The organism is Desmospora profundinema (assembly GCF_031454155.1).
Classification (GTDB): domain Bacteria; phylum Bacillota; class Bacilli; order Thermoactinomycetales; family DSM-45169; genus Desmospora; species Desmospora profundinema.
The window spans coordinates 82,648-103,664 of the sequence record NZ_JAVDQG010000009.1 but is presented as its reverse complement, the minus strand read 5'-3'; the positions used below and the strand labels follow the sequence as shown (position 1 = coordinate 103,664).

22 protein-coding genes are annotated in these 21,017 nt (G+C 51.0%); 10 read left to right on the top strand and 12 right to left on the bottom strand.

The features are described 5' to 3' along the window. Nucleotides 1–69: 69 nt before the first annotated feature. From JOE21_RS16540 to JOE21_RS16510, 7 genes are all read right to left on the bottom strand, one after another. A complete protein-coding gene (locus JOE21_RS16540) occupies nt 70–459 on the bottom strand; it encodes a DUF309 domain-containing protein (RefSeq protein WP_309868445.1) in 390 nt (129 codons plus the stop codon). A 394-nt stretch (nt 460–853) separates the two neighbouring features. Then, the gene (locus JOE21_RS16535; protein ID WP_309868444.1) at nt 854–1,552 is read right to left on the bottom strand and encodes a tetratricopeptide repeat protein; all 699 of its coding nucleotides are present in this window, start codon (nt 1,550–1,552) and stop codon (nt 854–856) included. Between the two features lie 156 nt (nt 1,553–1,708). Further along, entirely contained in the window at nt 1,709–2,224 is a 516-nt protein-coding gene (locus JOE21_RS16530) for a DUF3907 family protein (RefSeq protein WP_309868443.1), read from the bottom strand. Nucleotides 2,225–2,400: 176 nt separating this feature from the next. Next, nucleotides 2,401–4,164: a hypothetical protein gene (locus JOE21_RS16525; protein ID WP_309868442.1), complete on the bottom strand. Its 1,764-nt coding sequence runs from the start codon at nt 4,162–4,164 to the stop codon at nt 2,401–2,403. 135 nt (nt 4,165–4,299) lie between these two features. Then, nucleotides 4,300–4,482 carry a hypothetical protein gene (locus tag JOE21_RS16520; RefSeq protein WP_309868441.1) on the bottom strand — a complete coding sequence of 61 codons (183 nt, stop codon included), beginning with the start codon at nt 4,480–4,482 and terminating at the stop codon, nt 4,300–4,302. Nucleotides 4,483–4,577: 95 nt separating this feature from the next. Then, on the bottom strand, nt 4,578–5,039 hold the full coding sequence (locus tag JOE21_RS16515; RefSeq protein WP_309868523.1) for a CoA-binding protein: 462 nt from the start codon (nt 5,037–5,039) through the stop codon (nt 4,578–4,580). A 262-nt stretch (nt 5,040–5,301) separates the two neighbouring features. Continuing rightward, nucleotides 5,302–5,985, bottom strand: coding sequence for a protein kinase family protein (locus tag JOE21_RS16510; protein WP_309868440.1), 684 nt, complete (start codon nt 5,983–5,985; stop codon nt 5,302–5,304). Between the two features lie 557 nt (nt 5,986–6,542). Here JOE21_RS16510 and JOE21_RS16505 point away from each other — a divergent pair. Continuing rightward, nucleotides 6,543–6,902 (top strand): phasin family protein, encoded by a 360-nt coding sequence (locus JOE21_RS16505; protein WP_309868439.1) that lies wholly within the window; start codon nt 6,543–6,545, stop codon nt 6,900–6,902. A 21-nt stretch (nt 6,903–6,923) separates the two neighbouring features. Beyond that, nucleotides 6,924–8,594: an ABC1 kinase family protein gene (locus tag JOE21_RS16500; RefSeq protein WP_309868438.1), complete on the top strand. Its 1,671-nt coding sequence runs from the start codon at nt 6,924–6,926 to the stop codon at nt 8,592–8,594. A 187-nt stretch (nt 8,595–8,781) separates the two neighbouring features. Here the strand turns inward: JOE21_RS16500 and JOE21_RS16495 are convergent, their stop codons facing one another. Further along, complete coding sequence (locus JOE21_RS16495; protein WP_309868437.1) at nt 8,782–10,038, bottom strand: DUF418 domain-containing protein; 1,257 nt, start codon at nt 10,036–10,038, stop codon at nt 8,782–8,784. A 781-nt stretch (nt 10,039–10,819) separates the two neighbouring features. Here JOE21_RS16495 and JOE21_RS16490 point away from each other — a divergent pair. Together JOE21_RS16490 and JOE21_RS16485 are read left to right on the top strand one after the other, a co-directional pair. Beyond that, nucleotides 10,820–11,533 carry a DUF3153 domain-containing protein gene (locus JOE21_RS16490; protein WP_309868436.1) on the top strand — a complete coding sequence of 238 codons (714 nt, stop codon included), beginning with the start codon at nt 10,820–10,822 and terminating at the stop codon, nt 11,531–11,533. A 128-nt stretch (nt 11,534–11,661) separates the two neighbouring features. Then, nucleotides 11,662–12,750, top strand: coding sequence for an LCP family glycopolymer transferase (locus JOE21_RS16485; RefSeq protein WP_309868435.1), 1,089 nt, complete (start codon nt 11,662–11,664; stop codon nt 12,748–12,750). 53 nt (nt 12,751–12,803) lie between these two features. Here the strand turns inward: JOE21_RS16485 and JOE21_RS16480 are convergent, their stop codons facing one another. Further along, nucleotides 12,804–13,742 (bottom strand): SPL family radical SAM protein, encoded by a 939-nt coding sequence (locus JOE21_RS16480; RefSeq protein WP_309868434.1) that lies wholly within the window; start codon nt 13,740–13,742, stop codon nt 12,804–12,806. 217 nt (nt 13,743–13,959) lie between these two features. Here JOE21_RS16480 and leuC point away from each other — a divergent pair, with 217 nt between their 5' ends. From leuC to JOE21_RS16460, 4 genes are all read left to right on the top strand, one after another. Next, nucleotides 13,960–15,372 (top strand): 3-isopropylmalate dehydratase large subunit, encoded by a 1,413-nt coding sequence (gene leuC, locus JOE21_RS16475; protein WP_309868432.1) that lies wholly within the window; start codon nt 13,960–13,962, stop codon nt 15,370–15,372. A gap of 13 nt (nt 15,373–15,385) precedes the next feature. After that, nucleotides 15,386–16,006 (top strand): 3-isopropylmalate dehydratase small subunit, encoded by a 621-nt coding sequence (leuD, locus tag JOE21_RS16470; protein ID WP_309868431.1) that lies wholly within the window; start codon nt 15,386–15,388, stop codon nt 16,004–16,006. 196 nt (nt 16,007–16,202) lie between these two features. Continuing rightward, a complete protein-coding gene (locus tag JOE21_RS16465) occupies nt 16,203–17,054 on the top strand; it encodes a dimethylarginine dimethylaminohydrolase family protein (RefSeq protein ID WP_309868429.1) in 852 nt (283 codons plus the stop codon). Nucleotides 17,055–17,316: 262 nt separating this feature from the next. Continuing rightward, on the top strand, nt 17,317–17,697 hold the full coding sequence (locus tag JOE21_RS16460; RefSeq protein ID WP_309868427.1) for a PH domain-containing protein: 381 nt from the start codon (nt 17,317–17,319) through the stop codon (nt 17,695–17,697). Nucleotides 17,698–17,745: 48 nt separating this feature from the next. Here the strand turns inward: JOE21_RS16460 and JOE21_RS16455 are convergent, their stop codons facing one another. Continuing rightward, complete coding sequence (locus JOE21_RS16455; protein ID WP_309868425.1) at nt 17,746–17,976, bottom strand: YqgQ family protein; 231 nt, start codon at nt 17,974–17,976, stop codon at nt 17,746–17,748. Between the two features lie 103 nt (nt 17,977–18,079). On the opposite strand from JOE21_RS16455, the gene JOE21_RS16450 reads away from it, so the two are divergent. After that, nucleotides 18,080–18,472 (top strand): hypothetical protein, encoded by a 393-nt coding sequence (locus JOE21_RS16450; RefSeq protein ID WP_309868423.1) that lies wholly within the window; start codon nt 18,080–18,082, stop codon nt 18,470–18,472. A 45-nt stretch (nt 18,473–18,517) separates the two neighbouring features. Here JOE21_RS16450 and JOE21_RS16445 read toward each other — a convergent pair whose 3' ends face one another. After that, nucleotides 18,518–19,075, bottom strand: a complete 558-nt coding sequence (locus JOE21_RS16445) for a biotin transporter BioY (RefSeq protein ID WP_309868421.1) — start codon at nt 19,073–19,075, stop codon at nt 18,518–18,520. Between the two features lie 97 nt (nt 19,076–19,172). Beyond that, nucleotides 19,173–20,030, bottom strand: coding sequence for a polyamine aminopropyltransferase (gene speE, locus JOE21_RS16440; protein ID WP_309868521.1), 858 nt, complete (start codon nt 20,028–20,030; stop codon nt 19,173–19,175). A 172-nt stretch (nt 20,031–20,202) separates the two neighbouring features. Between speE and JOE21_RS16435 the strand changes: the two genes are divergently transcribed. Continuing rightward, on the top strand, nt 20,203–20,958 hold the full coding sequence (locus tag JOE21_RS16435) for a S1C family serine protease (protein ID WP_309868419.1): 756 nt from the start codon (nt 20,203–20,205) through the stop codon (nt 20,956–20,958). The last annotated feature ends 59 nt before the right edge of the window (nt 20,959–21,017 follow it).

Here is a 21,017-nt window from a genome sequence, read left to right as displayed (position 1 = left end):
CCCAAACCGTTTCAGCTGGTTCGTGACCTGCATTCGGTGGGGGTTTGATCGAAATATCAACAAATAAGATTATGATTGAGCCAAGCGTGGCAGGGGACATACATCCAAGCCGAATGATTCCACTTGTCCGGGTTCCAACTGAGCAACTCCATCCGGTAACACACGTAAACAGGCAGTTAACCAGGAAAGGACCCTGTCGACATCGACACCTTCGCGTTCCGGTGCGAACGGACTGAGGTATCCATAGGCTGACGATGCCAGTTTGCGAGCTCCTCTTACTTTCCCTTTTTTCAGCTGATGCATAATGGCAGCCACTTGGATGAGACCGTGATAAAAATCATTATCCCGTTCTTTTTGCCACAATTCTTCCAACACTTCGTGCGCTTCCCAGTATTCCTCCTGATGATAGTGGCGGAAAAACCGCTGATACAGGGGATGATGGACTTGTTTCTCGCTCAAGCTGCTCGCTCCTTTGTACCCTTCCACTTTCCATTCCAGCTTACCTTGTCTTTGTGACAAGGGTCAATCAATCTCGACATTTATTTTCGGATGAGGTTTATCTTAATGGTAGAAAGGGTAGAGAAAGAAGCAAAAGAAAAAGACCAGGCAAAAAACCTGGCCACATGAAAGAGGGTCAAGATTAAGGAGTTAAGAAGCGTGGTAGCGTGACGTGCTCCCGTTGTGCGGGTGCTTTTCGCTTTGAGCGAGCTCTCCGCGATGGCTTCGCCAAGCCCTAAGCAAGGAGGTCAACCTCGCTTACATTTTTATTATAACACAATGTTCGAAATTTGTCGATGTACGCTTACTATTTTTTTGACAATGATTTTGGAATCTTGCCACGATCCATTTAGAGTTACGACCATACGCGTTGGATGACGCGTTTGATGGCAGGCAACTCTTTTTTCGCTTTTTCTTGGGCACGTAATGCTTTCCGCACACGGTTTTTCAAGGCGCGGTTTTCCGAGTTGGACAAAATGGCGTGCCGCAAATAATCGACTTCTTCGTCTCCTTCTCCCAATCGACCCAGGACATGGGCACAGGTTTCGCAATAACGCAGATCATCCACCGGTTGACGGAAAGCAATTTCCAAGTGCAGAACGGCCTGCTGCTTCCGGTTGGTTCTGATATAAACATCCGCAAGCAAAGCGTGAGCGAAAGAATCCTGCGGGTTGATGATCAACCCCCTTAACAGATAGGATTCGGCCGATTGAAGCGATTGCTCCTCCCTCAACAGATATCGCCCGAATTCCCGGTGAGCTTGGCTCAGAGTCGGATGCTTAGCCAACACGTTTTCATATTGGGACCGGGATTCCTCATAACGACCCATGGCTTCCAACACCATAGCGTTGAGCAACAGCCCTCCGGCGTGGAGGGGATCGTACACCAGCAATTTCTCAATGGCCTCCAGCGCTTCAGGATACTTCTTCTTCCCGTATTTCATACGAGCCTGCTCATAATAGCGGACTGCGTTGGGGTCTCCGTCCGATTGACGATGATCCCCCTCCTCGGGGCGGAAGAGGTCTGCCTTCGCCGCCGTTCCCAAACCAGCCATTTCGATTCCCCCTTCTCCCTGTTTGCTCCAGGATTCCGGTCTCTCCACCTCTCTCGTCTATTACAACGATTCGATTTTATCGCATTCGACATTTTTTGTCACGTTTTTTCGACAAACCGGTGAACAAAAAAAGGCGGAAAAATTTCCGCCTCTTGTTTAAGATGTGGAAAGTCGTGCGCCTTGCCACTGGATCCGGGTGTGCGTATCTTGCTCGTAACATTCCAACTCTTCCCTGAGTTCGACAAAAATCGCCGACAACCGAATGACCAGTCGCTTAAGAGAACTTGGCGGGTTCCCGCGGAATTGAATGGGATCGCGATTCGTGTAGGAACAACGGCTGTCTTCCTCGTATACTTCGTTCTTGGGGTAAAAGAAATGGTGGATAGAGGTGTGCACCATTTCTTTTAGTATCCGTTCCGCCGATTCTTCGTTAAAGTGAGCACGCCGTAATAAAAGACTAACCTTTTCATATCTTAATTCACAAGAGACGGACAGATGACGAAGATCAGACAAAAACTCTTTGAGATACATTTCCTGTTCTTCCCCGCCGGGTTCTTCATCCAGTAAGATACCGAGATGTGTGTGGTTGAGGTAATCTTCCAACAGCTGATTCACATTCCTCAACTTATCGCGGATCAATCGGCACCGATCTTTTGTTTGCTCCACAGACATGGCTTGAAACAAACCCCCTTGAGAATATCGGGCTGTCAGTTGAATCCGATTCTTAGTATATCATGATCGGTTAAAACAGCCCATATTTCCTGTTTCCTTCCTTTGCACATAACAGCCCCTCAGGGGTCTTCCTGATCATCAAGCGCCCTCCATCTGACAAATGGAGGGCGTTTCTTTCAATCCCATAGAGACAGCATAAGGCCGATTGCGATCAATAGCGTACCGCATCCAATCACAACGATACGAATCCAACGCCGGGTTTCAAAAGCATGGCTTAATGGCAAAGATGTCAAACCGACAGGTATAAAAAGATACCAGCTAAACGGTTGTGGCTGCGTCCATCCCAACCAAAGGCTTCCAACCATGTAATGAGTAATAATAAGTAGCAGTAAACCGCTCACATAAGTAGAAATAGCCCCCACTATCCGCTTTTTCCAGCGGTTCCGTTCCGATTCGACGCCTCTCTGCCGCTTCAGCTTTTTCAGAAAGGCCACCTCTTCCACCATATTCATTGGCTTCATACGGACAGAACAGCCCGGTTCGACTCGCTGTCCATTCACGTAAAGGTGATAACTAAAATGATCCTCTTCTTCCCTCACTTCCACCACGACCCAATGACGCTCCATCCGAATGGCATGAATGCTGCCTTTCGCCCCAACTTTCCACCGTTGTTCAGTTAGCGGCTGATCATCCAGAAACAGACGGCGTTTGTCGGATAGTCGTTGGTGTTCTAAGCGGATCGTGCAAACACGGCCCTCCAATTCCAGCTGCCACCACACATCCCTTCCCTGGATCTTCAAGGGATACAACGGTTCGCCAGTATCCAGTGACAAGCCGTTGACGTACAGATGGTAGGTATACTCCCCGTCATCCCCTCTGTGCACAATCAGGGCACAGGGATTCTCCCCGATCTGGAAAGAGAAAAAACTGTCCTTGGACTCTTTCCAAAAATTCTTTTCTCCCACCTGTGTGTCATCCACCCAAATAGTCGCCTTGGTGGACCGGTGTTCCACCAGCACCGTATGAGAAAGACCATCCAAGTGAACCCGCCATATCCGCTTTCCTCCTCCGGAAGAACTGACAGCCGGTTTATAATCCAGCGTTTCGCCAGTATCCACGGAGACTCCGTTCACCAGCAGATCATACCGATACATCCATTTGGACTGACGCCTAATGCTGAGTGCACAACGATGATTACCCAGAAAAAAGGGGTGTTGGATATCCTTCTGGTTCGGCGCAAACCCGCTTTGAACCAACAATTTCCCATCCACCACCAGCTTCTTTTCGTGGTTCATCCCCTGGTGTTCCAATACAACAGTGTGAGTAACACCTTCCAACGAGATAAACCAAACTTTTTTACGGCATTCAGATGGAGTGGGCGGGATCATCCCAATCCGCTTTCCGGTTTCCGGTGATACCCCGTCAATGGACAGATCGTAACAAAAATATTCCTTATCCACCCGGGAGAGATGAATGCCGATGCGGTGACCTTTGAACAGCAACAAATGGTCACTATCTTCCTCCTGATAAAATCGGCTGTCTTCCACCAGTCGCCCATCCAGGTAAATCGTTCGCCGTTCATAAGGAATGTGTTGATACAGCAACGTGTGGATCCCATCCGCCAGGCGTAAAATCCACCGCTTGGTAATTCCTTCCGACGGTGTGGAGGAAAAGGGTGACACATCCTTCCCATTCATAATCGAAAAGCCATTCAAAGATAAATCGTATTCGTATTCCTCTCTGCGATCGTCGTATCGCATATGTAACCCGCAACAACGGCCTTTTAGCTCAAACACCCGGTGACAATCGCGTCCCTCTTTCCCCTTCCAGCGCTCGACTAGTTCACCGTCGATCCGGATGAGGCCAATCCCGGACCCATATTCCATGTTGACAATATGATGGCTCCCACCAATCTGAACGGCCCAGCTCTTACGCTCCATCTCACCGCACTCCTTCTTTTCCTTCATTTCCATTATTCGCAATGCAACAAGAGTTTCGTGTCAAAAAGGGTTGGATATTGTAAAAAATAAAAAAATCGGCTTTCTCTTTATCGGGAGAAGCCGATCATGGTGTGTTCAATGGTAGGGAGCGCGATGGTGGTGCTGGATTGTCTGCCCGATAATCTCGCTGATATCTTCTCGCTTCAATGCTTGTAAATCAGTGACGATAATCTCAGAATCCAGTTCCTCTTTTCGAAGAAGATCGTACCAGTCGGGACATACGGTCAAGATCAATGTGGACAATTTCATGGTTTCCACCGCCATCACCTCTCTAATGGGGAGAGATTGCGAACGTGGACAATCGTATGGGAAGTGTCCTTCTTCATATTATGACCATTCCCCACCACAGGTTGTCAATCAGTTTTAGAATCGGGCCTGTTTTCGGTACCGGTCAACCTGCCCCGGAGCAATACGGCGTGATCCACTTTGATACAGCGGTCCATCACCACCGTTAAACCTGCCTTGCGGGCAATCGCTGCCGCTTCCTCATTGATCACGCCCTGCTGGAACCAAACCGCTTTCGCACCGGCTTTTACGGCGTCCCGCGCAACCGGAATACAGTGCTCACTGCGGCGAAACACATCGACGATATCGATTGGTTCACCGATCTCCTCCACCGATGCATACGGTCGCTCGCCCAATACCGGTCCATTCAAAGTGGGGTTGACGGGAAAGATTCGATAGCCCGCCTCCTGGAGAGCCTGAGCGATCATATAGCTGGTGCGATGCGGTTTATCGGACAAGCCCACCACAGCGATCGTTTCCGCATTTTTCAGCATCTGTTTTATCTCGTCTATATCAGGATTTTGAACCATATTCAACCCTCCCTTAATCCGTCTCACTGCCTGATTCACTTTTCCCGTCTCCTGACAGGCGAAAACATCCCCTTTGCGGAAAACAGCGTTAATTTTTTATGATCTTTTTTTAGTGCTAGCCGCCGGAAAGGGAAATGGGATCGAACAGTCCTGGCACATTGACCACTCCAGTTTTTATTCGTATATCGAAATATATTCCCATTATACCCGAGCATCCATGACCAAGGATATCCCGGATTCCTTATGTGAACGTTAAGACTGTTCATGGTGACGAATGATCCGTTTGGGACAACAAAGTGAAGAAGCGGCGTTTCCACTCGACCATGGACAAGGGATGATTCCCACACTCACGATATGTTTGTTTAATCCCCTCCAACACATCCTCCGGAATCCGTTTTCCCCGGATCAAGGGGTAAAATCGATGATACGCCTGCACTAGATAATCCCAACGTCCATCCTCCCCCGGCTTCAAGTACTCCGAAACATCGACGAGCTTGGCGTGCCCATTTTGAAGCAGCACATTTTTCAAATGGATATCTCTCGGGTTGAGTCCTTTCTCCCTCACAAACCGGCGTGCTTCCTCTACTTCATCCACCACCCCTGATGGAATCGGGATCCCTTCTGTCAAACAATCGTACAAAGTAGGCCCCTTTTCATGGCTCAACACCAAAAAGCCTGGTCCCCCGCCTTTCATGACCGGAAACCAGGGGGACTCCCCCAAGCGTTTGTACACTTTCTGCTCATCCGCCCAGGCTTGCTCTCTGCCGGGCGCGTATACTTTAAAAACCGTATCCCAACGGTCCGGATGGCGCACCACTGCCGCGTCGGTTCCCACCCCCACGATCTCCAGAGGCTCCGGAACCATCCGTGGCACCACTGGATGGTTCCCGGGACTGGACTCCAAATCGATTCGATTGACCAAGGACGTTATTTGTTCCCATGACATCCTATCCTCTCCTTCTATGACTGTGACTGTAAACTACTCGACAGGGTTGTACCTGGACCCGTGTGTAGTGGAACCAGAGACCACTGGATCGCCAGTTTGTTATTCAAACGGCAACGATCGCGGTAACGGCGTCAAGACAACAAAAAAAGGAGATCATCGATCTCCACGCTACCGACAAACTTCTTATGAGGAAAGAGGAGATGGATTCCTCCCTGTTGGATTTTCGAATGGATCATCCGCCATTTCTGTGCCCCTCTCCCCTCAAAAAGTTGAACGCACACGACTGAAATGGAGGGCTTTCCGGCTCCAAGAGGCGTCGGTCTCCAGGGTCTGCCCTTGGGCACCTCCTCGATCCAGGATTATTTTAGGTTCCCGTCCGCGACACTGGAGCCTCTTTCCCTCTGTTTACTCCGCCCAGCCTCTCCTACATCCGTCAAAAGATGTGACCCTTTTATCATGACTTCCTGATTATCCTGCTTCTCGCAAGGGAAAAAGAGGAGGGAAACCCTTTGTCTTTGTCGAATGATCTCAAACTCTCTTAAAAAGGAGCGTTTTGGATGAAAGATTGGATGAAAAAAGGAGTGGCGGCAGGGCTCGGGCTGGCCATCATCAGCAAGGAACGTGCCGAAAAAGCGATCCAGGAACTGGTAAAGAAAGGCGAAATGACTCCGAAGGCCTCCCGGGAACTGTTGGATCAGTTGATCACCCGCGGGGAACAGGAACAAAAGATACTGGAAGAATCCATTCAAGAACATGTGGGAAAAACGCTCCGTGATTGGAATGTGGCCACCCAGGAAGATATCCGCCGACTGGAACAACATATCCATGTGTTGGAAAGCCGGTTGTCCTCCCATCGACCGGACGACGAAATCAAGGGTGCCCAAGAAGATCGGGAGGACGGAAAACCCGACGTCTGATCCCGGCGAAGGAGGTCACCCATGTTTGGCAAAACGATTCGCAATATCGGCCGCTATCGAGAGATCGTTTCCACTTTAGCCCGGCATGGCTTTGGGTTTTTATTGGAAGATCTCAACCTGTTCCAAAAACTTTCGTTGCCTCGACAGGGATCTGTCTCGGAACCACCGCCTCCCACTCCAACCGGTCGGCACATACGGGAAGCTCTGGAAGAGCTGGGGCCCGCTTTTGTCAAGCTGGGGCAGGTAGCCAGCACCCGCTCCGATCTGTTACCCGAGTCCATCATCCTGGAATTGGAGAAGCTGCATGACGAGGTGCGGCCCCGCCCTTTCAGCACCATTCGCACAGTATTGGAAGAAGAGTTGGGAGATGTGGACCGACTTTTCGTTAAGATAGACGAAAAACCCCTGGCTGCCGCTTCCATCGGCCAGGTACACCGGGGCGTCCTACATAATGGCGACACCGTCGCCGTCAAGATCCAACGTCCCGGCATCCAATCCACTGTGGAGACGGATCTTCATATTTTAAAAGATTTGGCCACAATGGCCGAACACCGCCTCGATTGGGCTCAACAACACCAAGTGAGCAGTGTGATAGAGGAATTGGCACGGAGTGTCCATCAGGAGATGGATTACACCAAAGAAGCCCGTCATTCAGAAAAAATACGCAATCAGCTGAGAGAATCCGATCCGATCCAGGTGCCCCGTGTCTATTGGGAACTAACCACGCGCCGGGTATTGACCACTGAGTTTGTCCATGGGATTAAAATGACTCAGCTTCACGAATTGGATCAAGCCGGACTGGATCGAAGCGTGCTGGCCGAAAGATTGATCCAGGCTGTTTTTCGTCAAATCCTGGTGGAGGGCTTTTTTCACGGGGATCCTCATCCCGGCAATCTGTTCGCTCTCCCGGGTGAACGGATCGCCCTGATCGATTTCGGCATGGTGGGGCGTCTCCCCCCCCGGATGCGCCACCATTTTGGATCGATGGTGATTGCCATGATGCAGCGCAACACCGACGGTGTAGTCAAAGCCATCCTGAAGATGGGAGTGGTGCCTGAGGATGTCGATCGCGAAGAACTATGGGTGGACATGGACGAATTGGCGGAAAAGTATGTGGACAGCACTCTATCCGACATCCGCTTAGGCGAAGTGGTGAAGGACCTGTTTGATGTCGCTTTTCGCCACCGCATCCGAATCCCTTCAGACCTGACTCTCGTGGGCAAAACGATGATCAGCCTTGAGGGGATTGTGAAAAAACTGGATCCATCCATCCATGTGACAAAGGTTACGCAACCCTTTGGAGAAATGCTCCTGCGGGAGCGCTACAACCCCAGACGGATCGCGGAACAAACCTGGAGAGAGGCCTTCAATTACGGAGAAGCCCTGTTGCAACTCCCGCGGCAACTGCACGATCTGGCGGAAAATCTGAAGAAAGGAAGAATCCAGGTGGATGTGGGCGTTCCCCGGCTTAATGTCTTCCTTCGCAAATTGGACCAGATCGTCAATCGACTCTCCTACAGCATCGTGCTTCTCTCCTTCAGCATCATTATGTGCGGCTTGATCATCGGATCCTCCCTGACCCGTCAACAAACGATCCTGTGGAAAGTACCCGCCATTGAAATCGGGTTTGTCATTGCGGTGTTTATGCTGTTTTGGTTGATCTGGAGCATATTTAAGTCAGGGAGATTGTAATTCGATTGTGCGGTCCTCCCCAACTTCTCTAGCGTCGGTTTCTCAAAGCGGTTCACATCAATCCACCCGCCTGATCCAGGCGGGTGAATGGTATGCATCATGATATTTTTCGTGTCAGGATTCCTTGGTGTTGCTGAAACTGAATCCCAATCCGTTCCCGCAATGCGTAGGGTCCCTGTCAGCCGCCCTATATCCGGAACGGTTGCCGTCTACCATAGGTTAACGAGCGCCATACCCACTCCATTGGCCCAAAGCGGAATTTCTTCAACCAGAACCGGCTGATCACCGCCTGTGCAGCAAATATCAAAACCGCTAAACCGAGACCGCCAAGAGGACCCACTTTTCCATACCATCCAAATCCGTAGCTGTAGAAGAGAGTCGTACAGATCAACGATTGCATGAGGTAATTGCTCAAGGACATCCTTCCCACATCACGGAAGAATGACAGACGGCGCACCCATCTCTCCCGTTGCAGGAGCAGCACCAAAGACGAGGCGTAAAAGAGGCAGGTCGCTGGATTGCCGATTACGGTTTCCACCATCATGAACAAAATCGCAGCCGAGTCGCTGGTAAACCCGAGAAACGGTTCCATCCCTTGCAACAACACGGTTGCCAACGCCAGTATCAAGCTCCAGCACCAGATGTGCCGGATCAACGGCAGATTAGTGGGGATATCGTGCAGAATGCGGCGTTTCGCCACATAGGCTCCCAACAAAAACATCGCTAAAATGATCGGCCAAAACCCGATCACAGACCAACTGATCAGAAAAAGCCAATCGGTTGCTCGCTGCTGAGTGATTTCCGCAAAGCTGCCGCTCCCGTATGCCGCGACAGAGGATTGGATCATGGATTGGATCCATTCTTCAAAGGCATTCCCCTCCTCGGATCTTTCCGGCAATGTTTCTGTATAAAAAGTGAGTCCCGCAAGCACTCCGAACAACAGCATGGTCATCAATAAAAGGATCAGTGCCCACACCAGCAAGGTTTGGGGACTACACCGGCGAAACAACAACAGCACAAATCCCAGCAACGCGTATGAAAACAGGATGTCACCGTACCAGATCAGCAGGGCATGAACCAATCCAAAAAACAACAGGATCATCAGCCTGCGCGCATATAAAGGCACAAAGGAGGATCCTTTTTGCTGCACCCTTTCCATAAACAGAATCATCCCAAACCCGAACAAAAGCGAAAACAGGGTATAAAAGTTTCCTTCAGCAAACAAATAGACAAACCGTTCCGCCGCCTGATCCCAAAACCCCGTCCACCATACCGTATCTGACATCATCAGGTAAATAGAGGGGGAATGAAAAAAGGACATATTCACCACCAGGATGCCAAACAGAGCAAAACCGCGCAGTCCATCGATCACAAATATCCGATCCCCCGTGCGGATGGGACTGACGTTTCCTTTTTCCGCAGAAACACTTGTTTTTAAATCCACCCCATCTCCCTCCGATCTCGATTCCGATCCCTTCTTCACTCTACAAGGCTCCGTCCCGCTCTCTTTTTTTCTCCCTTTTCAGAATAAGGGCCCTCCTCATTCAAATATAATCCATTCTCAGCTGGTTCAGCACACGGAAAACTATATTTTTCTTCTCCCCGATTTCATCATATGACTCCTCTTCCCGCCCTCCCTTTTCGCTGAAGGATGGTTCGTTGGGGTCATATGAACGGATGCTGGATGATGTATATTCCTATACATGGACAGCCTTAGCGAAAATCCGATACAGGTTAGTAACCCAATATTTCCCTTCAAAAACAACGTCGCTCCACGTATAATATTTCATAGTAGCGGGATATGACAGGAAACGATTTTCTGATCCTGCCTGGGTATTATTTCAATAAATTGGAATTATCCGCCGATCCACTGTCTTTCAAATGAACAGCAGACCGCTGTTGCCGGAAGGAAAAAGTAGGTAAAGTAACGGAATTGCAATAATCTTTCCGTTCCATTCATCCTTTTTTTACGGTAATCTGAAAGAGAAATCGGTATCGAAACCATTCGACATCCACCACCGTTACATGGATGGAAACCGAAGGGCCCTGGCGATCCTTTGGACCAACCGACGAGAACGACGAAGGAACGAATCAACCGATGGGTATATCGCCGACTTGCTGATCGGCCGATCTGCACAGCTTCATATCAAGATAACCTTTCCTAAAGCATATGAGGGCCTTTTTTGGTTGGTTTCCTTCCCCACCCTGATACAGGAGGTGATCGGTTGCCTACATCCGCCCGTTGGTTTAAACCACTGTTGATGGTCCTATGCCTGTTGTTGCTCAGCGGTTGTGTTGACGCCGACATGCATGTGACCGTCAATTGGGACGGCTCCGGCACTTATCAGTTAAAAATCGTAAGCCACCCGTTGGTAGCGCAGGAATTGGAATCATTCAAGGCAGCAGTCCAACAAAGCGGTTACGACGTTCAACCGATCCAGGAAGGGGAGCGGACAGGCTGGGTGGCGACACGGTCGGTGGAGAATGTAGCACAAAACCCTCCCGGCGACGACCTGTTGGACATATACTCACCCAAGGGCAAAACGGCCAGCTCTCTTCCCTTTCCTGTGATCGGCCGGATGGAAAAAGGCCCGATCCAGGTGGATTCCAGCCTGTTCCGCACCCACATCCTGTTCCATCGGGACGTCGATTTGACCTCCATCGCCGGCAATGACTCTGTCGGACAAGCCTTTGTCGACGAGATGAACCTTACCTTTCGGCTCACCCTTCCGCTGGCACCGGATGAACATAATGCGGATCAGGTATCAGCGGACGAAAAAACACTCACCTGGAATCTAAAGCCCGGTGAAGTGCAGCCGGTACAGGTGGAATGGTATCTACCCAATCCCATTACCGTGGTCATCCTGGTATTGATCGCCTTTCTGTTACTCGCCGCGGCGATTGTGATTGGGATGATTAGACGGGTTCGACGAAAATAAAAATGAACGAATCCCTTCCTTTACAACTGTCACCATTTAGAGTAAAAATGACGGAATTTCGGACGATCGTAATGTCCGTCAGGAAACTGGATACTAAAAGCGGGGTATGACCTATCGAGCAATCTCGAATGGAACGCGTCAAACATAAAAAGCGGCGCAAATGGTGGCTTCGATTTTTTGCCATATTCATGTCTATTTGTCTGCTGGTGTCCGGCTATTTCTTCTATCAGGTATGGGGAGCGATGAATCAGTCCTTTGATCCCCTCAACCGCGATAAGTCGGACAAGCGGGATTCCGCCGTATCGATGGATGAACCCTTTTCTGTTCTGATTTTGGGAACCGATGTAAAAGATGAATCCAAACCATGGCGCTCCGATGTCATTATGGTGGCGACCATCAACCCTCATGAAAAGTCGATGAAAATGTTAAGCATCCCCCGGGATACCTACGCCGAAATCGCAAATTCCAACGGTGTAAAAACAAAGATCAATGCTGCACCCGTTTACGGGCAGCAATCTGGGGTGGGGCCGGTAACCAACACCGTATACACGGTGGAAAATTTCCTTAACATTCCTATCGATTATTATGTAAAGGTGAATTTCACCGGCTTTATGGAAGTGGTGGATGCCTTGGGCGGGGTGGAAGTGAATATTCCTTTCACCTTCACCACACGCAACTTCGGTGAATATCTCACCTATCAAGAAGGCCCCGCCCATCTGGACGGCCGTCAAGCATTGGGATACGTCCGGATGCGCAAACAGGACCCCCGGGGGGACTCGGGACGAAACGACCGTCAACGGGAAGTTTTGCAAAGCTTGATGGAGCAAGCCCTCAGTGTCAAATCCATCTCCAAAGTGGACGACATTCTCCGGTCTGTGGGGAACAATGTCACCCACGACTTCGAGATAAATCAATTCATGGCTTTGCAAAGCATCTACAGCGAAGCAAAAAACCAGTCGGAATCGGTGACCATGGAGGGGTTTGACGATAAGAACAACCCGAGAGGCATCTGGTTCCATTATGTCAGCGATGAAGAGCGCTTACGGGTGAGCAACCTGCTTAGGGAACATTTGGAGCTGGATTTGGAGACGTTGGACGGAAACCCCTACAATCCGGAACAGGATCCCGCCAATCAGGAAGGAACCCCTTCCGAACAACCGGGACAAGCCCCCGGCACAGACGGCTCCCACCAAGAACCGCCGTCTACCGACCATTAATCGACAACCCCTCTTTCACCCTTGGTGTGGAAGAGGGGTTGTTATTTTTTTCACTAAAACAAACACAATTGAACTGGGGGCTCTCCTTCTCTCTCGCTGCTTTTTGGAAAGCGAAACGCTTCCCCCCCATCCGGGTCCGAAACACTTAAGGAAAGCCCTGCCGACTCGATCTGGCTGCGGATCCGCGCCATCAGAGAGTCATGGAAGGACGCAGGTGCCCGTGCCCCTTCATACAGGCGGGCCAACCGAGCCGCTTCCAGAGGGTAATACGGTTGTATCCGCCGAAAAAACCAGCTTTTCACTTCCGGTTTTAACCGCAGGAGGGACGGTGATAAAAAATGGGCCCCGACAGCCGCAGCTTTCCGGGCCACCTCCTCCACCGTCTCTTCACTGTCTGTCAGATACGGAATGACAGGGGCTAAAAAGAAACCCGCCGGCACACCGGCTTTCACCAACTCGGACACGGTCCGAAACCGCTGCCTTGGGTGAGGTGAGGCGGGTTCCGTCCGCTCCCAGACGGTCTCATCCAACGTGCTGACACTGATCTGGACGGAAGTCACTTTCATCTCCTTCAACAGATCCAAATCGCGCAGGATCAGAGGAGAGCGGGTCGTGATACTGCATGGAATGCCGTACTCCCGCAACACTTCAAGAATGGAGCGCGTCACACCCAGTTTTCCTTCCAATTGCTGATAGGGATCGGTTGCGGTTCCGATCGCGATTCCACCGCCCTTCCACCGCCCCTTCTTCAGCTCGGACCTCAGCACCCGGTCCGCATCCCTTTTTACCAGTATATTGTTGCGGAAGCTGTCGTCGGCGTGATATCCCAACCATGTATGGGTCCCGCGTGCATAGCAAAAATGGCAGCCGTGCCCGCAGCCACGATACGGGTTGACGGACCACCCAAAAGGCATACCGGGATCCATCACCCGGTTCAGCACCGACTGCGGCCGCCGGGGAAACCAACGGTCAGGCAACGATCCGCTCGCCATCCCTCCTACCTCCCATCAGAACGTTTGTTCCTATTATAACATAGATGCTTCCAATCATCCAATGTGTATCCGAAAAACATAAGAAACCATTCCCAATCAAATAAATGCAAAAATCGCGCCAATTTCCCTTGAAACAGTCCGAAACTTTGCTACAATGGGAACAATATATTTTCTTGCCGACACTGTCGGCGCTATAGGGAAAGGAGAAGGTGAAGGAGTGAAACCGCGCACACTGTTTGAAAAGGTGTGGGATCGCCACGTGATCGAACAACAGGAGGGTAAACCGGCCATTCTTTATATCGATCTGCATCTGATTCACGAGGTCACCTCTCCACAGGCTTTTGAGGGACTTCGCCTGGCAGGACGAAAGGTTCGCCGGCCCGATCTGACTATGGCTACCATGGATCACAATGTCCCCACCACTGACCGGTCGTTACCTGTCACCGACGGCACTTCAGCCAAGCAGATGGATACCCTCGTCGAGAACTGCCGCCAGTTTGGAATCCCGTTATTTGATCTGCACCATCCCGAACAGGGGATCGTCCATGTGATCGGTCCCGAACAGGGAATCACGCTGCCCGGCAAGACCATTGTTTGCGGTGACAGTCATACTTCCACCCACGGTGCTTTCGGTGCACTGGCTTTTGGAATCGGCACCAGCGAGGTGGAACACGTACTGGCCACCCAATGCCTGCAACAGTTAAAACCAAAAACGATGGAGGTGCATATCAAAGGAAAATTAGCACCGGGAGTGACAGCCAAGGATCTGATTTTGGCGGTGATCGCCAAGATCGGCACCGATGGAGCCACCGGCACGGTAATCGAATACACCGGAGAGGCGATCCGCAACCTGTCCATGGAGGAACGAATGACGGTCTGTAACATGTCGATCGAAGCAGGAGCCCGGGCGGGGATGATTGCACCGGACGAAACCACCTTCTCCTATCTGCGGGGACGCCCTCATGCTCCCAAAGGGGACGATTTCGAGCAGGCTGTCGCCGATTGGGAGACCCTGCAAACAGATGAAGGAGCCGTTTATGACCGCAGGGTGGAACTGGATGCCGCTACGATTGCACCCCAGGTGACCTGGGGAACCAGTCCCGGAATGGGTACGGATATCACCCAGTCCGTTCCGGATCCTGACTCCTTCTCGACGGATACTGAACGTCAATCCGCTCGAAACGCCTTGGAATACATGGGGCTTACCCCCGGCACCCCCATAACGGAAATCCGATTGGACCGCGTATTCATCGGCTCCTGTACCAACTCACGCATGGAAGACCTGCGCGCAGCCGCCCGGGTGGTAAAAAACAAACGGGTCTCTCCCCACGTCCACGCGATGGTAGTACCGGGATCCCAACAGGTAAAACAACAAGCGGAAGCGGAAGGCTTGCATGAGATCTTTCTGGAAGCCGGGTTTGAGTGGCGGGAAGCGGGTTGCAGCATGTGCCTCGCCATGAACGCCGATACCCTGTCGGAAGGCGAACGGTGCGCCTCTACTTCCAACCGGAACTTTGAAGGCCGCCAGGGTCGAGGCGGACGCACACACCTGGTCAGTCCGGAAATGGCCGCCGCCGCTGCGATTGAAGGACGGTTTGTCGACATTCGCAACTGGACTTATGAAGACTGAGGAGGGAATAACGATGGAAGCCTTAACCACCCATACGGGAAGGGTCATCCCCCTGGATCGGGCCAATGTGGATACGGACCAGATCATCCCCAAACAGTTTTTGAAACGGATTGAACGGACGGGTTTTGGTCAGTATTTATTTTACAACTGGCGCTTTGACAGTCAGGGCAATCCCGATCCCGATTTCGTACTAAACCAGGATGAATATCAAGACGGATCTGTTCTCCTGGCCCGCTCCAATTTTGGCTGCGGCTCCTCCAGGGAACATGCCCCCTGGTCCCTGCTGGATTACGGCATTCGAGTGGTAATCGCCCCGTCTTATGCCGATATCTTTTATAACAATTGCTTTAAAAACGGCATTTTGCCCGTCCGTTTGGAGGAAGCACGAGTGGATGCGTTGTTTAAACGGATCCAAAAAGGCGAAACCCGGACGCTGACCATCGATCTGGAACAATGCCGCGTCAGCGACGAATCCGGCTTTGAAGCGGAATTCGAAGTGGAGCCTTACCGCAGATACTGCCTTCTCCACGGATTGGACGATATCGCCATCACCTTGCAAGCGGAGGAGAAAATTGCGGATTATGAAGCCCGCCTGCCTCATTATTATCCGATGCGGACTGTGGAACAGATCTAACCCTAAAGCGAAAAAGCTCATTCAAGCCCTCACTTGAATGAGCTTTTTTTATATAGCGAGACCTGGGAACAAAGTGACCATGGCGAGACAGAAAACAAACCCGTTCCCGTCTTTTATAACGCATAGATTGAAGCCTCCCCGGGTAACGTGAGAGCAAGAAGATCGACCTCGCCTTACACGAACGGAGGAATCCAGTATGATCCCGACTACCCTTGCATCTGCCCCTCCCCGTTGTTTCACGGAATACGGCCGTCTGGAACATGTTTTGTTGTGTCCACCGACCTATTTCCAAATTCGGGACGTAATCAATCAAACCCAACGCCATTTTGTTGACGATATTAATCTGGAAAAAGCGGACACCCAGCATCGCCATTTTATGGAATGCCTGCAGCGGGAGGGAGTGGAAGTAGAGTTGTTGCCGGCGGAAAAACGCTTCCCGGAACAGGTTTTCACCAGGGATATCGGTTTTACCTTGGGCTCCCACCTGTTTGTCGCCCGAATGGATGAAAATGTGCGCAAGGGAGAGGAAACTTTGCTGCAAAAATGGCTGACAAACCGTGGAATCCCTCATTCCCCCATCCCCATTGGAAGTATTGAAGGCGGCGATGTATTGGTGGACGATGACATCATTTGGATTGGTGACAGCGGCCGAACCTCCCGTACCGCCATCGAATACCTGCGGATCACGTTGCCCCATTTCCGGGTGATCAGCCTCTCCTTTCCCGAGAAATACCTTCACTTGGATTGTGTGTTCAACATTTTGTCCCACCGAGAAGCACTTGTCTATCCTCCCGCTTTTCCCGACAGTGACCTTCGACGCCTATCCAGTCGGTACCATTTGATTGAAGTGGAGGCGGAAGAACAATTTACACTGGGAACAAACATCCTGTCGATCGGCAACCGAACCGTCATCAGTCAACCGATAAACCCCCGAGTTAACCGAAAGCTACGGCAACGTGGATTCCGGGTGCTGGAGGTGGAGTTGTCGGAAATCATCAAATCGGGAGGAGCATTTCGCTGTTGTAGCCTGCCGCTCCGACGAACGTAAATAAGACCCTCCAAGAACGATAGTGCTGTGAAGGGCAACCCATGCGATCACCCCTCAATACAAAGTCGAAAGGTGGTTTTGCTGATGGAGACCGCTTGATATCGGTCCCTGTCGCTTCCAAACCCATTCGTAATCTCGTGAGGAAAAAAACGGCTGTGAGGGCCGTTTTTTTATCAGAATATGAACATGAAAATGTCGAAATGTAACGAATAAATAAAAGAGCAGAGTGAACGTTCATCTGAATCACGAGGAGGAACCGATAATGGGATTTTTTGATGGATTAATGGGGAATGCATCTGAAGTCGATGTCGATCAGGTTCAGCATGAATTTGGCCATTTGCTGAGTTCATCAGAGAGCATAGAAAAGAGTTACATTCTCATTCGCGATATGTTCCTTTTTACAAATAAGCGTCTGATATTGGTAGACAAACAGGGAATAACGGGGAAGAAAGTGACTTACCTATCGGTTCCTTACCGAAGTATTACACGGTTTAGCATTGAAACCGCAGGTCATTTTGATCTGGATGCGGAATTAAAAGTTTGGGTATCGGGCCAGGATCAACCGGTCATTCAAAAGCAATTTAACAAAAAGCTCAATATTTATGATTTGCAAAGTGTTCTAGCGGAGTATGTGTTGCAATAAGCAGAAGGGACGGGATTGTTTGGTTCGCCTTTGCTTCCGAAGCTCCGCCTAACGAATTGAATCGGATTCACTCGAAACCCGACGCTTTTCTTGTTGAATCACCAGTCGAGCGGCCAGCCAGGAATCCGTCTCCAGTAACCCCAGTTGGTGCAGCTCTGCCAACTCCTCTTCCATCAGGTGAAGATCTCCCAAACGATCCCCCGTATACAAAACAGCCCCAAACCGCTTCAGCAATGCCTGTACATCCGCCATCGTCCGAATGGATGTCCCGTTTTTCACGGTCACCATCTCCCGTCCTTTTCCAAATTGACACGGATTGGGTCATCAACCGGTCAACCTATATGATAAAATAAAAGCACTATAGGAAAAAGGTTGTGGCCACATGCGATTCTCCGATTTTATTCAAGTGAAATCGATGCAAGGAGAGCTTTTGATCTCCCAAAAACAGAATCAATTGGGTTGCACGCTGACCACCAAGGAACTGATCTTTCAAAAGCCCCATGCATCTTATCAAATTATGCTTACTGATACATTGGGATTAATTCCCTTTACTCTGAAGAAGCCGGCTTCTCACTGGGAGTCCCTGGGGGATTCCACTCACCGACCGCGATTCACGCAGCACTATTACCGAATCTCCGCCAGCCGCGTACGGATTATCAACCGAAACGGCAGTCATGAACGTGGGCCGACGGACTTATTGGTCCCTCTCAATGATCGCTTTATCCGCCATATTCAAAAGCTGACCGACTTTACCGCCATTTCCACTTCCGTTTGAAAAACCCGCCTGTTTGGCGGGCTTTTCTATCTTCCTCACTTGCCGTCAAGTCCGCGGTTGGATGATGGGGTAGGCCCGATTCAGGCTGACGGCAACCGAGGAGGCGATCAGCACTTTGACCAAATCCCCCGGAATAAACGGCAGCATCCCTGTCGCCAATGCGACATTCCACTCCAGGCCCGCCGCCAACACCAGCCAGGATACACCGAAGAGATAAACGAGCGGAACACCCCAAACAAAATGAACCAGGACCATCTTCCAAAAGTGAAGGCGGGGAGCCATTTTTTCCGTCCACCAGCCGATGAAAAACGCAGCCAGCGGCCAGCTCCAAATATACCCTGCCGTCGGCCCGACCAATACCGCCAGCCCCCCTGTTCCACCGGAGAGAACCGGCACTCCAAATGCTGCCAGCAAAATAAACAAACCCATGCTGGCCGCACCCCAGCGGGCACCCAGAACCGATCCGGCCAGCATGACCATCAGTGTCTGCAAGGTGACCGGCACCGGAGGCAATGGAATGGCAATCTGACCGGCCACGGCGGTCAATGCGGCAAACATCGCCGCCAGGATCATATAACGGATAGAAGAAACCCTTCTTGACATAACCCACACCTCTATTCCTTTCTGTTACCAAAGAAATCATAAGAAAAAGGTTGACACATTGTCAACCTAATAATATTTACAGTTAACATATCGTGATTCAATCCAGCAATTCCTTGACATACTGCGGCAATCGAAAACAGCTCTCCCAAATGTCACGGTTCACGTATCGGTTTTCATTCATCACTAATCGATGCCCGTCCGATTGTAACGGATCGGGTCCAAGCGAAGCCAGGGTAAAACTCCAGACGCCTCCGGGATAGGTTGGAATCGCCGCCAAATAAGTTCGGACCACCGGGAATAATTCGCCCAGGGTGTGATGAACCCGTTTTAGCACATCCGGATGGAAGATCGGCGACTCACTCTGGCATACCAGAATCCCCCCTTCTTTTAATACCTGTTTGGCATCCTGATAAAAGGGTTTTTCAAACAAAACCGCTGCCGGCCCTACCGGATCAGACGAATCCACCACGATGACATCGTAAGCCTGCGCCCTCTTCTTTACAAATCTGGTGCCATCCTCATACACAAACCGAAGACGGGGATCCGGTTCCCCATCACCCGCCACTTCCGGTAGATAACGTCGGCTGAATTCGACCACCTTGGGGTCAATCTCCACCATATCCACCGATTGTACCGGATACTTTAATGCTTCCCGGGCCGCTCCCCCGTCCCCGCCGCCGATAATGCAAACATCGGCCGGTTTCGGATGCGCGGCCAATGGAATATGAGTAATCATTTCATTGTAAATGAAGCCGTCTTTTTCCGTCGTCTGGACAACGCCGTCCAAAACCAGTGCCTTACCAAACCCTTCTGTCTCGATGACCGCCACTTCCTGAAAGTCCGAATCCGCTTTGGCCAACACCCGGTTCACTTTCCAGGTGGCCCGAAAGCCGAAACGGTCTTCGGGATCGAATAACCAATGTTCACCATCCCAGGCAAAGACGCCTTTTATCATCAACGATGGCACCCTCCTTCAGATTTTCTGCGACCGATCCCCAAGAATAACTCACCCGGTCAAACGCCCGAACTTCTCCCTACTCTCTCGATACAATAGTACAAACAAACCAAGCGGACAGTCCGTTGGGCTGCCGCCCTGCCACACGCCTGACCGAGAGAGGGGGGAACCGGTGTATGTATCATGCGTCCATCATGCACCATCGACCATGAATCAGGCCAGACGCCGACGTGGTGACGTACGTTCTCTGTCTGCCAACCACCCGGCCAACACCTTTGTTCCAGTCATCCGTCGAGCCCGTCACAGTGTTGTCTCCATCCTGGCGGAAGACCGACACGAACCGGAACAGATCTCGCTGTTCAACCGTATTCTGTCCGACTGGAGCGGTGGTCAAGCGCGTCCACGCACCCAACGACAGTTTGGATCAGGCTTTGTCATCTCTCCCCAGGGATTAATCTTGACAAACGAGCACGTGGTACGAAACGCCGGGCGGATTATGGTTACCCTTTACGGACAAAAAAAACCGCTGCAGGCAGAGGTGGTATGGAAAGAACCCCGCCGTGACATCGCTGTGATCCGCGTCAAGCCGACACAGGCCCTCAAACCCCTTCCTTTGGGCTCGTCCCAATTGACGGAAGTAGGGGAGTGGGCCGTTGCGATCGGCAATCCCCTTGGTCTAAACGATTCCGTCACGTTGGGGATCGTCAGCGGCAAAGATCGTCCATTACGGTTGGAAGACCACCACTTCGGCAACGTTATCCAGACCGACGCGGCCATCAATCCCGGTAACAGCGGCGGGCCCTTGTTAAACATCCTGGGCCAAGCCATCGGAATCAACACGCTGGTCGTCTATCCCAGCCAAAGCATCAGCTTTGCCATCCCCATCGATGATGTGAAACCCTTGATCCGACCACACCTTACCGGATAATCAGACGCTGTAGATAGTTATAGGCCCGGATTCAAGGGAATTATACCATACCTCGAAAC